Annotated in this window: 14 protein-coding genes; 5 read left to right on the plus strand and 9 right to left on the minus strand. The window is 66.8% G+C overall.

The genetic code is table 11. From position 1 onward, the window contains the following. Positions 1–170 precede the first annotated feature (170 nt). The 3 genes from ACXI0U_RS23290 to ACXI0U_RS23300 all read left to right on the plus strand — a co-directional run bounded on the left by ACXI0U_RS23290 (position 171) and on the right by ACXI0U_RS23300 (position 3,128). On the plus strand, positions 171–1,616 hold the full coding sequence (locus ACXI0U_RS23290; protein WP_184492005.1) for an alanine/glycine:cation symporter family protein: 1,446 nt from the start codon (positions 171–173) through the stop codon (positions 1,614–1,616). A gap of 160 nt (positions 1,617–1,776) precedes the next feature. Continuing rightward, a complete protein-coding gene (locus tag ACXI0U_RS23295; protein WP_374979394.1) occupies positions 1,777–2,766 on the plus strand; it encodes an asparaginase in 990 nt (329 codons plus the stop codon). Positions 2,767–2,927: 161 nt separating this feature from the next. After that, on the plus strand, positions 2,928–3,128 hold the full coding sequence (locus ACXI0U_RS23300) for a DUF2191 domain-containing protein (protein ID WP_021220965.1): 201 nt from the start codon (positions 2,928–2,930) through the stop codon (positions 3,126–3,128). 24 nt (positions 3,129–3,152) lie between these two features. Here the strand turns inward: ACXI0U_RS23300 and ACXI0U_RS23305 are convergent, their stop codons facing one another. From ACXI0U_RS23305 to ACXI0U_RS23315, 3 genes are all read right to left on the minus strand, one after another. Continuing rightward, positions 3,153–3,593, minus strand: coding sequence for a CBS domain-containing protein (locus ACXI0U_RS23305; protein ID WP_265170122.1), 441 nt, complete (start codon positions 3,591–3,593; stop codon positions 3,153–3,155). A gap of 168 nt (positions 3,594–3,761) precedes the next feature. Next, on the minus strand, positions 3,762–5,582 hold the full coding sequence (gene oadA / locus ACXI0U_RS23310; protein WP_021220967.1) for a sodium-extruding oxaloacetate decarboxylase subunit alpha: 1,821 nt from the start codon (positions 5,580–5,582) through the stop codon (positions 3,762–3,764). Positions 5,583–5,598: 16 nt separating this feature from the next. Continuing rightward, entirely contained in the window at positions 5,599–7,014 is a 1,416-nt protein-coding gene (locus ACXI0U_RS23315; protein WP_021220968.1) for an acetyl-CoA carboxylase biotin carboxylase subunit, read from the minus strand. Between the two features lie 201 nt (positions 7,015–7,215). Between ACXI0U_RS23315 and ACXI0U_RS23320 the strand changes: the two genes are divergently transcribed. Continuing rightward, positions 7,216–8,163: a LysR family transcriptional regulator gene (locus ACXI0U_RS23320; RefSeq protein WP_031288296.1), complete on the plus strand. Its 948-nt coding sequence runs from the start codon at positions 7,216–7,218 to the stop codon at positions 8,161–8,163. Here the strand turns inward: ACXI0U_RS23320 and ACXI0U_RS23325 are convergent. From ACXI0U_RS23325 to ACXI0U_RS23345, 5 genes are all read right to left on the minus strand, one after another. Further along, positions 8,105–8,329, minus strand: a complete 225-nt coding sequence (locus tag ACXI0U_RS23325) for a PA3496 family putative envelope integrity protein (protein ID WP_081672315.1) — start codon at positions 8,327–8,329, stop codon at positions 8,105–8,107. The genes ACXI0U_RS23320 and ACXI0U_RS23325 overlap by 59 nt on opposite strands. Positions 8,330–8,441: 112 nt before the next feature. Beyond that, complete coding sequence (locus tag ACXI0U_RS23330) at positions 8,442–9,731, minus strand: NAD(P)/FAD-dependent oxidoreductase (protein ID WP_431483005.1); 1,290 nt, start codon at positions 9,729–9,731, stop codon at positions 8,442–8,444. Then, a complete protein-coding gene (locus ACXI0U_RS23335; RefSeq protein ID WP_184492010.1) occupies positions 9,728–10,471 on the minus strand; it encodes an amino acid ABC transporter ATP-binding protein in 744 nt (247 codons plus the stop codon). Before ACXI0U_RS23335 ends, ACXI0U_RS23330 begins: the two co-directional genes overlap by 4 nt. Then, positions 10,468–11,124 (minus strand): amino acid ABC transporter permease, encoded by a 657-nt coding sequence (locus tag ACXI0U_RS23340; protein WP_265170124.1) that lies wholly within the window; start codon positions 11,122–11,124, stop codon positions 10,468–10,470. The genes ACXI0U_RS23335 and ACXI0U_RS23340 overlap by 4 nt, the downstream gene beginning before the upstream one ends. Positions 11,125–11,185: 61 nt before the next feature. Beyond that, positions 11,186–11,944, minus strand: coding sequence for an ABC transporter substrate-binding protein (locus ACXI0U_RS23345; RefSeq protein ID WP_316924301.1), 759 nt, complete (start codon positions 11,942–11,944; stop codon positions 11,186–11,188). A 173-nt stretch (positions 11,945–12,117) separates the two neighbouring features. Here ACXI0U_RS23345 and ACXI0U_RS23350 point away from each other — a divergent pair, with 173 nt between their 5' ends. Continuing rightward, positions 12,118–12,894: an IclR family transcriptional regulator gene (locus ACXI0U_RS23350; protein ID WP_271659453.1), complete on the plus strand. Its 777-nt coding sequence runs from the start codon at positions 12,118–12,120 to the stop codon at positions 12,892–12,894. Positions 12,895–12,927: 33 nt separating this feature from the next. On the opposite strand, the gene hexR is transcribed toward ACXI0U_RS23350, so the two are convergent. Then, positions 12,928–13,794: a transcriptional regulator HexR gene (gene hexR / locus ACXI0U_RS23355; RefSeq protein WP_021220975.1), complete on the minus strand. Its 867-nt coding sequence runs from the start codon at positions 13,792–13,794 to the stop codon at positions 12,928–12,930. Positions 13,795–13,928: the final 134 nt, after the last annotated feature.

Genomic DNA, 13,928 nt, shown 5'->3' on the forward strand with positions numbered 1-13,928 from the left:
TCCAGTTGACGCGAGCGGCGCGATTATAGCGTCAACTCGCAACAAGTGGTTACAAGCTGCGAAATTGCCCCGGGCGGGCTGCTTCCTCAAACATGCCCACCCTCCAGGCGCAGTGACGTTCGTATCCACTGCCGCTCCGAACAACAACAAACTGGATCAGGTGAAACGCCATGCTCGATCTGCTCAATGACTTCCTCTGGGGCAAACTGCTGATCGTGGTCCTCGTGGGCCTCGGACTCTTCTTCACCCTTGCCTCCCGCTTCGTCCAGCTGCGCTACTTCGGCGACATGTTCCGCATCTTCGGCCAGGCGCTGCAGCGCAAGGAAGGCCAGCTCAGTTCGTTCCAGGCCCTGATGCTTTCCGTAGCAGGCCGTGTCGGCGCCGGCAACATCGCCGGCGTAGCCGTGGCCATCATGCTCGGCGGCCCCGGCGCGGTGTTCTGGATGTGGGTGGTGGCCCTGCTGGGCATGGCAACCAGCTACTTCGAGTGCTCCCTCGCGCAGCTGTACAAGCGCCGCGAAGCGGACGGCACCTACCGTGGCGGCCCGGCCTTCTACATCCTGCACGGCCTCGGCCAGCGCTGGCTGGCGGTGATCTTCTCGTTCCTGCTGCTGGTGACCTTCGGCTTCGGCTTCAACGCCGTGCAGTCCTTCACCGTGGCCACTTCGCTGCACGACACCTTCGGCCTGCCCACCTGGATCAGCGGCATCGCCCTGGTCGGCGTGATCGGGATGATCGTCTTCGGCGGCATCAAGCGCATCGCCAGCATGGCCGACGTGATGGTTCCGGTGATGGCCGGCGGCTACATCCTCATGGCCCTGGTGATCATCGGCATGAACCTGTCCGAGGTTCCCGCCACCCTGGCCCTGATCGTCAAGAGCGCCTTCGGCCTCGAGCCGGCCTTCGCCGGTGGCGTCGGTGCGGCCATCATCATGGGCGTCAAGCGCGGCCTGTTCTCCAACGAAGCCGGCCTGGGCAGCGCGCCCAACGTGGCTGCCGTCGCCGAGGTCAAGCACCCCGCTGCCCAGGGCATCGTGCAGTCCCTCAGCGTGTTCATCGACACCCTGCTGATCTGCACCAGCACCGCGCTGATCATCCTGCTCTCCGGCGTCTACCAGCCGGGCAGCGAAATGGCCGGCGTGGTCCTCACCCAGGCGGCCCTGGCGGCCGAGGTGGGCGAGTGGGGCCGCATCTTCGTGAGCATGGCGCTGCTGCTCTTCGTCTTCACCACCCTGGTCTACAACTACTACCTGGGTGAGAACGCCCTGAGCTTCTTCAGCTCCAAGCGCGCCTTGCTGATCGTCTACCGCGCGCTGGTCATGGCGCTGGTGCTGTGGGGCTCCATGCAGGACCTGTCCACCGTGTTCGGCTTCGCCGACGTCACCATGGGCCTGCTGGCCGTGGTCAACCTGGTGGCCATCACCCTGCTGTTCAAGGTCGGCATGCGCCTGATGCGTGACTACGACGCCCAGGTCAAGGCCGGCATCGACACCCCGGTGTTCGACGCCAGCAAGTTCGCCGACTTGGACCTGGACCATGCCGCCTGGCCGGTCGCCAAGGCGTCCGAGAGTGCGCCGCAGCAGGCCCCCGCCGGCCTGGCGGAAAGCCACCGCTAAGCGCCCTTTCGCGCGGCACCGGATGCCGCTTCTCCGCCCTGCGGGGAAGCGGCATCGTCGTATCAGGCAAAGGTTTTTCTGGTGGGATCGGCTCGCGATGGCAGCCTGATTCAGCGTTATGCTGGCCCACCGTTTTATTCCCGAGTGAGCAGGGCAAGGCATGAGCGCAGTCAACAACCTCTTCGTCCTCTATACCGGCGGCACCATCGGCATGCTGCAGACGGCCCAAGGCTTGGCCCCGGCCGGTGGCTTCGAGGGGCGCATGCGCGAGCACCTGGCCAGCAGCGGTGCGCCGGCGCCGCAATTCGCCTTCCACGAAATGCTGCCGCTGCTGGACAGCGCCAACATGACCCAGGCCCAGTGGCTGGCGATGCGCGACTGCATAGTCGACGCAGTGGTCGAAGGCGGCCACGACGCCGTGCTGCTGCTGCACGGCACCGACACCCTGGCCTACAGCGCCGCCGCCCTGAGCTTCCTGCTGCTGGGCCTCGGCGTGCCGGTGGTGCTCACCGGCGCCATGCTCCCGGCGGGCGCCGAAGGCGGCGATGCCTGGCCCAACCTGTGTGGCGCACTCGCTGCCCTGCAAACCGGCGTGGAGCCGGGCGTGCACCTGTATTTCAACGGCGAGCTGATGCATGGCGCGCGGGTGAGCAAGCTGCGCAGCGACGCCTTCGACGCCTTCACCGTGCTGCCACGCCAGCGCAGCGGCGAACGTGCCGACGTGCTGCCCGCCCTGCTCGGCTTCAACACCCGCCGCGCACCGGTGAACCTGGCGGTGCTGCCGCTGTTCCCCGGCCTGCAGGCGAGCCATGTGCAGGCGCTGCTGGACTCCGGCGTGCAAGGTCTATTGCTGGAGTGCTACGGCAGCGGCACCGGCCCGTCCGACAACGCCGAGCTGCTGGCTGTGCTCAAGGCCGCGCACCAGCGCGGCGTGGTGCTGGCCGCCATCAGCCAGTGCCCGGCCGGGCATGTGGAATTCGGCGTCTACGCCGCCGGCAGCCAGCTGGCGGCCAGCGGCCTGGTTTCGGCCGGCGGCATGACCCGCGAAGCCGCCCTGGCCAAGCTCTTCGCCCTGATCGGCGCCGGGCTCGCCCCCGCCGATGTCGAACGCTGGTTCGCCCTGGACCTGTGCGGCGAACGGGTAGCCTGACGAACCGCAAGGGCCGCGCAGCGGCCCCAACCACCGCCCGCACGACCTAACCGGCGTGGGTGGACCCCGCTTAACCGGTCCACCGTTGCGGAGCTCCAGGCGACACCGCCGGTGGATGAAAAAGGCGTCATCCACCCTACACACGGATGGGAGACCGGGACATGCGGATCACCGTCACCCTCGACGACACGCTCTACCAGCAGGCATTGGAAATGGCCGATCCGGATATGGACGAGGCCGATATCTTCCACGAAGTCTTCAGGACCTTCGTACGCGTCCAGGCAGGGAAACGCCTCGCCGCCCTGGGGTCCAAGGCACCCGAAATGCAGGACGTGCCACGTCACCGTGAAGACGGGGCGTGACCATTAACGTTCCGGCGATACGACTCAGGTCACCTCACCCCGGATGTACTGCTCCAGGTGCTGGATCAGCGCGTCCTGTTCGGCGATGGCTTCCTTGACCAGGTCGCCGATGGACAGCAGGCCGACCAGCTGGCCGTCTTCCACCACCGGCAGGTGGCGCAGGTGGCGGTCGGTCATCAGCGCCATGCACTCGCGGATGCTCTGCCGGCCATTCACCGTCAGCACCGCTTCGGTCATGAATTCGCGCACCGGCGTGACCACCGACGAACGCCCTTGCAGCACACCCCGACGGGCGTAGTCACGCTCGCTGACGATGCCCACCAGGCGGCCCTCCTCGACCACCGGCAAGGCGCCGATATTGTGTTCGGCCAGCAGGCGCAGGGCATCGAGCATCGGCACTTCGGCGCCGACGGTGTGCACCTGCTGGAGCGGCTTGGCGTGGAGCATCTGGGCAACGGTCTTCATCGGTGAACCCCTCGGTGATCGTGATTGGCGCCCAGCATGCCGTCGCCGGCCGGTGCCCGGCCAAACGGTGATTTGCATGGCGGCCATTGAAAATTTTGTGGCCGAGACCTGGAAGAAGCGCAAAAAAAGGGGAGCCCGTGGGCTCCCCAGGGGACTGCTTGCTCGGGATCACTCGATCTCGATCAGGACCTCGCCCGGGTTGACCCGGTCGCCCTTGGCGATGTGGATGGCCTTGACGGTGCCGGCGATGGGCGCCTGCACTTCGGTTTCCATCTTCATGGCTTCGGTGATCAGCACGGCCTGGCCGGCCTTGACGCTGTCGCCTTCCTTGACCAGTACATCGACGATGTTGCCCGGCATGGTGGTGCTGACATCGCCCGGTGCGCTGGCGTGCTTGCGCTTGCTGCTGCTGCCGGCGACGAAGTCGTTGAGCGGCTCGAACACCACCTCTTCCGGCATGCCGTCGATGGACAGGTAGAAATGGCGCTTGCCGTCGGTCTTCACGCCGACGCCGGTGATGTCCACGCGGTAGCTCTCGCCGTGCACGTCGACCACGAACTCGGTGGGCACGCCTTCGCCGCCGACCGGGGCCGCACCCTGGCCGTTGGGGATGGGCAGCAGCTCCTCGGGCTTGAGGGTGCCGGCTTCACGCTCCTCGAGGAACTTGCGCCCGATGTCGGGGAACATGGCGAAGGTGAGGACGTCTTCCTCGCTCTTGGCCAGGGCGCCGATTTCCTTGCGCAGCTTGTCCAGTTCGGGCTTGAGCAGGTCGGCCGGGCGCACGTCGATGACGTCTTCGTTGCCGATGGCCTGGCGGCGCAGCTCTTCGTTGATCTGGCCCGGGGCCTTGCCGTAGCGGCCTTGCAGGTAGAGCTTCACCTCGTTGGTGATGGTCTTGTAGCGCTCGCCGGCGAGGACGTTGAAAAACGCCTGGGTGCCGACGATCTGCGAGGTCGGGGTGACCAGGGGCGGGAAGCCGAGGTCGGCGCGCACGCGCGGGATCTCTTCCAGCACCTCGCCCATGCGGTTGAGGGCGCCCTGCTCCTTGAGCTGGTTGGCGAGGTTGGAAATCATCCCGCCCGGCACCTGGTTGACCTGCACGCGGGTGTCGACGCCGGTGAACTCGCTTTCGAACTGGTGGTACTTCTTGCGCACGGCGTGGAAGTACATGCCGATCTCCTGGATCAGCTCCAGGTCCAGGCCGGTGTCGTAGGGCGTGTTGCGCAGGGCCGCGACCATGGATTCGGTGCCCGGGTGGCTGGTGCCCCAGGCCATGCTGGAGATGGCGGTGTCGATGCGGTCGGCGCCGTTCTCGATGGCCTTGAGCTGGCACATGCTGGCGACGCCGGCGGTGTCGTGGGAGTGGATCACCACGTCCAGCGGCAGGGCATCCTTCAGCGCCTTGACCAGCTCGCCGGTGGCATAGGGGGTCAGCAGGCCGGCCATGTCCTTGATGGCGATGGAGTCGACGCCCATGGCGGCCATGGCCTTGCCCTGGGCCACGAAGGCATCGATGGTGTGCACCGGGCTGGTGGTGTAGGCGATGGTGCCCTGGGCATGCTTGCCGGCGGCCTTCACCGCTTCGATGGAGACGCGCAGGTTACGCACGTCGTTCATGGCGTCGAAGATGCGGAACACGTCGATGCCGTTGACCGCCGCCTTGGCCACGAAGGCCTTGACCACGTCGTCGCTGTAGTGGCGGTAGCCCAGCAGGTTCTGCCCGCGCAGGAGCATCTGCAGGCGGGTGTTGGGCAGCGCGGCCTTGAGCTTGCGCAGGCGCTCCCACGGGTCTTCCTTGAGGAAGCGCACGCAGGCGTCGAAGGTGGCGCCGCCCCAGACTTCCAGCGACCAGTAGCCGACCTTGTCCAGCTTGTCGCAGATGGGAAGCATGTCTTCCAGGCGCATGCGGGTGGCCAGCAGGGACTGGTGCGCGTCACGCAGGATGGTGTCGGTGACGCTGATCTTCTTGGTTTCGAGGGTCTTGCTCATGTTCTGCATCCTTCCCTTACAGGCCCGCGTGGGCGGCAATGGCGGTCGCGATGGCGATGGCCAGGTGCGACGGGTTGCGCTTGATCGAATACTGGGTCAGCTCCGGGTGGCTTTCGACGAAGCTGGTGTTGAACTGGCCGCTGCGGAATTCGGGATCGCGGAGGATCTCCTGGTAGTAGGCCGCGGTGGTCTTGACCCCTTGCACGCGCATGTCATCCAGCGCGCGCAGGCCGCGGTCCAGTGCCTCTTCCCAGGTCAGCGCCCAGACGATCAGCTTCAGGCACATGGAGTCGTAGAAGGGCGGAATGGTGTAGCCGGTGTAGATCGCCGTGTCGGTACGCACGCCGGGGCCGCCGGGGGCGTAGTAGCGGGTGATCTTGCCGAACGAGGGCAGGAAGTTGTTCTTCGGGTCCTCGGCGTTGATGCGGAACTGCAGGGCGAAGCCGCGGTGGATGATGTCCTCCTGCTTCACCGAGAGCGGCAGGCCCGAGGCGATGCGGATCTGCTCGCGGACGATGTCGATGCCGGTGATTTCCTCGGTGATGGTGTGCTCCACCTGCACCCGGGTGTTCATCTCCATGAAGTACACCTCGCCCTCGGCGAGCAGGAACTCCACGGTGCCGGCGTTCTCGTAGCCCACCGCCTTGGCGGCGCGCACGGAGAGGTCGCCGATGTAGGCGCGCTGCTCGGGGGTGAGCTGTGGGCTGGGGGCGATCTCGATGAGCTTCTGGTTGCGGCGCTGGATCGAGCAGTCGCGCTCGAACAGGTGCACGGTGTTGCCGAAGCTATCGGCCAGGACCTGGGCCTCGATGTGCTTCGGGTTGACGATGCATTTCTCCAGGAACACCTCGGCCGAGCCGAAGGCCTTGGTCGCCTCGGAGATGACGCGCGGGTAGGCCTGCTCCAGCTCGGCGCGCGAGTTGCAGCGGCGAATGCCACGGCCGCCACCGCCGGAAGTGGCCTTGAGCATCACCGGGTAGCCGATGCGCTCGCCCTCGCGCAGGGCCTCTTCGAGGTCCGCCACGTTGCCTTCGGTGCCCGGGGTGACCGGTACGCCGGCCTTGATCATGCTGCGGCGGGCTTCGGTCTTGTCACCCATGCGGCGGATCACTTCCGCCGACGGGCCGATGAAGCGGATGCCGCGCTCGGCGCAGATGTCCGCCAGCTCGGCGTTTTCGGAGAGGAAGCCGTAGCCGGGGTGCAGGGCGTCGCAACCGGTTTCCACGGCCAGGTTCACCAGCTTGCGCGGGTTGAGGTAACCGGCCAGCGGGTCCTCGCCGATGCTGTGGGCCTCGTCGGCACGCTTGACGTGCAGGGCGTGGCGGTCGGCGTCGGAGTAGACGGCCACCGAGCGGATGCCCATCTCGGCGCAGGCACGCACGATTCGGACGGCGATCTCACCCCGGTTGGCGATGAGGATTTTCTTGATCACGAGCGTTCCCTCGACCAAGTGAGCAGGCGAACGGCGAGCCGTTCGGCGAGTGACCGCCGGTGCTGTAGCGGTGCGTGATTAACCTACGCCCAGCCCTGGGATAACCCAAATCAATAATTATTGGGGTATCCATTAGGAAAGCCTTATAGTCGCCGCCGCGACCCCACGTTTTCGAGGCCCTACCCTATGCGCAAGACCCTGCTGCGCATGACACTGCGCCAGCTCCAGGTGTTCCGTGCCGTGTTCGAGACCCGCTCCTACAGCCGAGCGGCGGAGGAGATGGCATTGACCCAACCGGCCGTCAGTCTGCAGATCCGCCAGCTCGAAGAACTGGTAGGCCAGCCGCTGTTCGAGTACGTGGGCAAGAAGCTCTACCAGACCGACGCCGCCGAGGCGCTGTACGTGGCCAGCAGCGACATCTTCCAGCGCCTGGCCAGCCTCGACATGCAGCTTTCGGATCTGCAGGGCTCGCTGCAGGGCCAGCTCAACCTGGCGGTGGAATCCAGCGCCAAGTACTTCGTGCCGCACCTGTTCGCCGCCTTCAAGCAGCAGCATCCGGACGTGAGCCTGCACCTGGCGGTGGTCAACCGCGCCCAGGTGATCAAGCGCCTGGCGGACAACCGCGACGACCTGGTGATCATGTCCCTGGTGCCCCAGGACATGGCCCTGGAATTCCTGCCCTTCCTCAACAACCCGATCATCGCCGTGGCGCCACCGGACCACCCGCTGTGCCACGCGCGCAGCCTGACGCTGAAGGACCTGGAGCCCTTCCCGTTGCTGATCCGCGAGGCGGGCTCGGGCACCCGCAAGGCCTGCGAGGAATATTTCCAGCAGAAGCGCGCGCACTTCGCCCAGACCCAGGAAGTCGCCTCCCTGGATGCCCTGCGCGAATGCGTGGTGGCCGGCCTCGGCCTGGGGCTGCTGCCCCGCCATGCGGTCAGCCTGGAGCTGGCCACCGGCGTATTGCGCGAGCTGCCGGTGGAGGAGCTGCCGCTCTACCGCAGCTGGTGCGTGGTCCACGCCAAGGGCAAGCGGCTGTCACCGGTCGCCCAGGCGCTGATGGCCTTTATCCGCGAAGAACGCGCCCAGATCAGCACGCTTTCCCAGCGGTTCGACGGCGCTCTGCCGTTGACGACAACAGGTAGTTGATCGCGATCAGGTCGGGATAGTCGTTCAGCTCCGCCAGCAAGCGGCGCTGTTCGGCGCGGTCCTCGATGGCCCGGCGGAATTGCATCCGGCGCTGGTCTTCGAGTTTGCGCCGGGTCTTGCTGTCGATGGCCGGCTCGTCAAAACGCTGTGCATGGTGTCGAGGCATGTCAGGTCTCCCAGGACGAAGTGCGGGAGCACCAGCATCGGCCAGCGGCATGACGCTTTGACGGCAGGCGGGTGACGCTGCGGTGACCGTCTTGCGACAGCCACTGGCACCTTCAAAACAACGCGTCGAGCAGGCGGTACCAGGCGATCCCCGCGCCCAGGTAGAGACGCTGCAGGCCGTGCAGCGGGATGCGCCGCAACGGCGTGATCGGGAAGGGGAAATCACCGCCCTGCCCCGCCAGGCGCGCGGCCATGTGCCGCCCCAGGCTGGTGGCCAGGGCGATGCCGCGACCGTTGTAGCCCAGCAGCATGGACAGCCCCGGCGCCGGCTCGTGGACGTGGGGCAGGAAGTCCTGGGTCAGCGCCACGCGCCCGCTCCAGCGGTATTCGATGGGCACCCCGGCGAGCTGCGGGAACAGCCCGGTGAGCGAGCGCTCCAGGTGCGCCCAGTCGCTGGCCTGGCGCGGCTCGGGGAAGGGACCGCGCCCACCCAGCAGCAGGCGGCCCTGGGCGTCCTGCTTGAAGTACAGCAACAGGCGCCGCGCATCCGAGCAGACCTCGCCCCCCGGCAGCACGCTATGGCGCAGGTGCGCGGGCAGCGGCTGGGTGGCGACGATGAAGCTGTTGGCGGCGATCAGCGTCTGCCGCAGGCCGGGCCAGAGATCATCGGTGTAGCCGTTGCCGGCCAGCAGCACACGCTCGGCCCGCACCTGGGCACCGCGGGCTGTGGATAACACCCAGCCGCCCTCCTCGCGGCGCAGGCCGGTGACCCGGCTGTGACCATGGACCTTCGCACCGCGCTCGACAGCCGCACGCGCCAGCCCACGGGCGTAGCTCAGGGGCTGGACGCTGCCGGCGCGCGGGTCGACCCAGCCGCCGAGGTAATTGACGCTGCCGATGCGCCGGGCCACGGCCGATTTGTCCAGCAGCTCCACCGCCACACCGCGCGCACGCCATTGCCCGGCGCGCTGCTCCAGGCCACGCATGGCGACGGGAGACGCGGCCGGCTGGATCCAGCCCTTGCGGGTGGCGTCGCAGTCGATGCCGAGCCGCTCGATCAGCGCGAACACCTCGTCGGCGGCGCCACCGGCGGCGGCGATCATCGCTTCGCCACGGGCCGCGCCGAACTTGGCGATCAGTTGCTCGGGGTCGAACTTGAGCCCGGGGATCACCTGCCCGCCGTTGCGCCCGGAGGCGCCCCAGCCGGGTTCGCCGGCATCCAGCACGCAGACGCGTACGCCCGCTTCGGCCAGGTGCAGGGCGGTGACCAGCCCGGTGTAGCCGGCGCCGACGATGGCGACATCGGCCTGGGTGCTTTCGCCCAAGGGCGGGGTGGCGACAGCGGGTTTCGCGGTGGCCGCCCAGAGCGAGGACGGCAGCGTGGGCACCAGGGGCGCGTTCATGCCGGCACCTCGCCGCTGTTCAACAGGCGCTTGAGGAAGTCCTGGGTGCGCGGGTGGCTCGGCGTGCTCAGCACCTCGCGGGCCGGGCCCTGCTCGACGATGCGGCCGCTGTGGAGGAAGCAGACCTTGTCCGCCACGTCACGGGCGAAGCCCATCTCGTGGGTGACCACGATCATGGTCATGCCTTCATCGGCCAGGCGCCGCATCACCGCCAGCACCTCGCCCACCAGCTCGGGGTCGAGGGCGGAGGTGGGCTCGTCGAAGAGGATCGCCCGGGGCTTCATCGCCAGGGCGCGGGCGATGGCCACGCGCTGCTGCTGGCCGCCGGAGAGTTCGTCCGGGTAGGCGTTCATGCGGTGGGCGAGGCCGACCTTCTCCAGCAGCGCCTCGGCCTGGCGCCGGGCTTCGCGGGGGTCTTCCTTCTTCACGTAGATCGGCCCCTCCATCACGTTTTCCACAGCGGTGCGATGGGGGAACAGGTTGAAGCGCTGGAACACCATGGCCACCTGGGTGCGGATCTCGTGGATGCTGTCATGGTGCCGGTCCACCGCCTGGCCGCTGACCAGGATCTCGCCCCGGTCATGGGTCTCCAGGCCGTTGATGCAGCGCAGCAGAGTGGATTTGCCCGAGCCCGAGGGGCCGATCAGGCAGACCACCTCGCCGCTCTCGATGTTCAGGTCGATGCCTTCGAGCACCGCCAGGCTGCCGAAGCTCTTGTGCAGCTGCTTGATCTCGATCATGGCTTGCTCCTCTTGCCGATTCGCGCTTCCAGCCGACGCAGGCCGTAGGACAGCGGCAGGCTCAGCGCCAGGTAGAGCAGCGCCACCAGGGTGTAGACGGTCATGTTCTCGAAGGTCGAGGAGGCGATCAGCTGGCCGGCGCGGGTCATCTCCGCCACCGTGATAGTGGAGACCAGCGAGGAGTCCTTGAGCATCATCACCAGGGTGTTGCCATAGGGCGGCAGGGCTATGCGGAAGGCCTGGGGCAGCACCACCCGGCGCATCACCATGGCGCCGCGCATGCCGAGGGATTCGGCCGCCTCGATCTGCCCCTGGTGGATGGCCTGGATGCCGGCGCGGAAGTTCTCCGCCTGGTAGGCCGAGTAGGCGATGCCGAGGCCGATGACGCCGGCCTGGAAGGCGCTGAGCTGGATGCCGAAGTCCGGCAGCACGAAGTAGATGTAGAAGAGCTGCACGATGATCGGCAGGCCGCGGATGACGTTGACCACGCCGATGGCGAACAGCGAGATGGCGCGGACCTTCGACACCATCATCAGGGCGAAGACCAGGCCGATCACGGAGCTGAGCAGGAAGGACCCGGCCGTGACCTGCACGGTGACCACCGCCCCTTTCAGCAGAATGGGGAGGAAGTCCAGAGCGTTCTGGAGAAACATGGAGGCTACCCGTGGATGGGTTCAGGGAAAGGCCCGCCACGCCGGCGGGCCGCGAGCGCAGTCAGTCGAGCTTCCACTTCGCGATGATGCGGTCCAGCGAGCCATCGGCCTTGATCGCGGCGATACCGGTGTTGACCCGTTCCAGGGTCGCGGCATCGCCCTTGCGCACGATCAGGCAGACGTCGCCCATGATCACCGGCTGGTAGCCCTGCACCAGGCGCACCTTGTCCTGGGTGCCCTGGGCCAGTTGGTAGGCGAGGATCGGGCGGTCGGCAAAGCCGGCCTTGATCCGCCCCAGGGCCAGGTCGCGCATCAGGTCGGCGATGGAGTCGTAGCCGCGCACCTCCTTGAAGATGCCGCGCTTGTTCAGTTCGTCGATGAACACGGTGCCGACCTGGGCGCCGACCACCTCGCCCTCGAGGTCGTCCATGCGGGTATAGGCGGTGGTGTCGTCGGCGCGGACGATCAGCCCCTCGCCGTAGCTGAACACCGGGTCGGAGTACTGCACCACCTTCTCCCGCGCGGGGGTGCGCAGCATGGCGGCGGAGATGACGTCGATCTTGTTCGCCGTCAGCGAAGGGATCAGCGCGGCAAAGGTGGTCTGCTGGATCTCCACCTCGAAGCCGCCGGCCTTGGCCACTGCCTGGGCGGCATCGACCATCATCCCCTGGATGCTCTGGCTCTTGACGTCGAGGAAGGTGAAAGGCACGCCGGTGGCGGTGGCGCCGACCCGGTAGCTCTCGGCGCTGGCGGCGAAGGACGTGGCGAGGCCGGCGACGAGGGCGCAGGCGCAGGTGAGGGCACGAAGGCGAGGATGCATGGCAAGTCTCCCATTGGACGCTGTTTATTGTCGTTGTGCGCTATGGATAGCCCCTTCTGAATCGGCAGGGGGCGTTTTCCCGAATATAAACAATTTACAAGAATCGTAAAGAGATTTATAAATATCGAATATCGATATTCAAAGCAGCAAAAAATCCGCTGAAAGGACGCGACATGAGCGATAACAACAATTCACTGTTCAACCAGTCGCTGGAGAAAGGCCTGGCCGTGCTGCGTGCCTTCAACGCCCGGCAGCGCACCATGAACCTGGCCGAAGTGGCCGAGGCGGCGGGCATCAACAAGAGCTCGGCGCAGCGCATGATCCACACCCTCGAAGAGCTGGGCTACGTGCGCAAGCACCCGCAGACCAAGCGCTTCCAGCTCACGCCCCGGGTGATGGAGATCGGCTACAACTACCTGGCCGCCGACACCCTGGTGGACGTGGCCAACCCCTTCCTCGCCGAACTGGCGCAGATCACCGGGGAAACCACCAACCTCACCGAGCCCGACGGCCTGGAGATGGTCTACGTGGCGCGCTTCGTGGCGCCCAAGTTCATCCCCATCCACATGCCCATCGGCAGCCGCATCCCCATGTACTGCACCGGCTCCGGCCGCGCCTACCTGAGCGCCCTGGGCGACGACGAAGTGCATGCGGCGCTGGCGGCGAGCGAACTGAAGCGCCACACCCAGCAGACCCTGACCGGCCCGGAGGAAATCTTCGCGCAGATCGAGGCGACCCGGCGCAAGGGCTATGCAATCAACAACGAGGAGCTGTTCCTCGGCGACATGACCATCGCCGCGCCCATCCTCGGCAGCCAGGGCCAGCCGGTGGCCGCCGTGCACGTGGTGGCGCCGACCAGCCGCTGGAGCCTGGAGGAGGCGGAACGCAAGCTGGCGCCTGCGGTGATCGAGTGCGCGCGGGCGATCCGCACCTCGATCAGGACCCTCTGAGCGCCGCCTGGCGCTCGGGGCGGGGGAGGTCGATCAGTCTTCCATCACCTTGATCGACTTGGGCGACAGACGCAGGCTGCGCAAGCTGCGCTTCACGCTCTTGAGGTGGTTGACCAGGGTCGGGCCACGGGCCATGGCCACGCCCATCGCCAACACGTCGATCACCACCAGGTGGGCGATGCGCGAGGTCAGCGGGGTGTAGATCTCGGTGTCTTCCTGCACGTCGATGGCCAGGTTCACCGTCGCCAGGTCCGCCAGCGGCGTCTGGCTCGGGCACAGGGTGATCAGCGTGGCGCCGGCCTCGCGCACCAGGTTGGCGGTGATCAGCAGGTCCTTGGAGCGGCCGGACTGGGAAATGCAGATGGCCACGTCCGACGGCTTCAGGGTGACCGCCGACATCGCCTGCATGTGCGGGTCGGAATAGGCGGCAGCGGTGAGCAGCAGGCGGAAGAACTTGTGCTGGGCATCGGCGGCCACCGCGCCGGAGGCACCGAAGCCGTAGAACTCCACGCGCTGGGCCTGGGCGCAGGCGGCGATGGCGCGCTGCAGGGCCTGGGGGTCGAGCTTCTCGCGCACGTCCATCAGGGTGTGCAGCGTGGTGTCGAAGATCTTCAGGCTGAAGTCGGCGACCGAGTCATCCTCGTGGATCGCGAACTGGCCGAAGCTGGCACCGGCGGCCAGGCTCTGCGCCAGCTTGAGCTTGAGATCCTGGAAGCCGCCGCAACCGATGGCGCGACAGAAGCGCACGATGGTGGGCTCGCTGACCCCGACGCTCTGCGCCAGGTCGGCCATGGAGCTGTGCATGACTGCGGCGGGATCGAGCAGGACGTGGTCGGCGACTTTCAGTTCCGACTTGCGCAGCAGGTGGCGCGACTGGGCGATGTGTTGCAGCAGATTCACTGGGCAGGCTCTTCGAAGTGGGGGATACGCCGCAAGGCTCGATCAACTCGGGGTGGCAACTCGGTTATGATCGACGGCCGTCGGGCTGTAGTGACCTTGTAGTTATACTACATGACCCGCTTTTCCGCTCAGCT

This window comes from Pseudomonas sp. C9D1 (assembly GCF_056491235.1).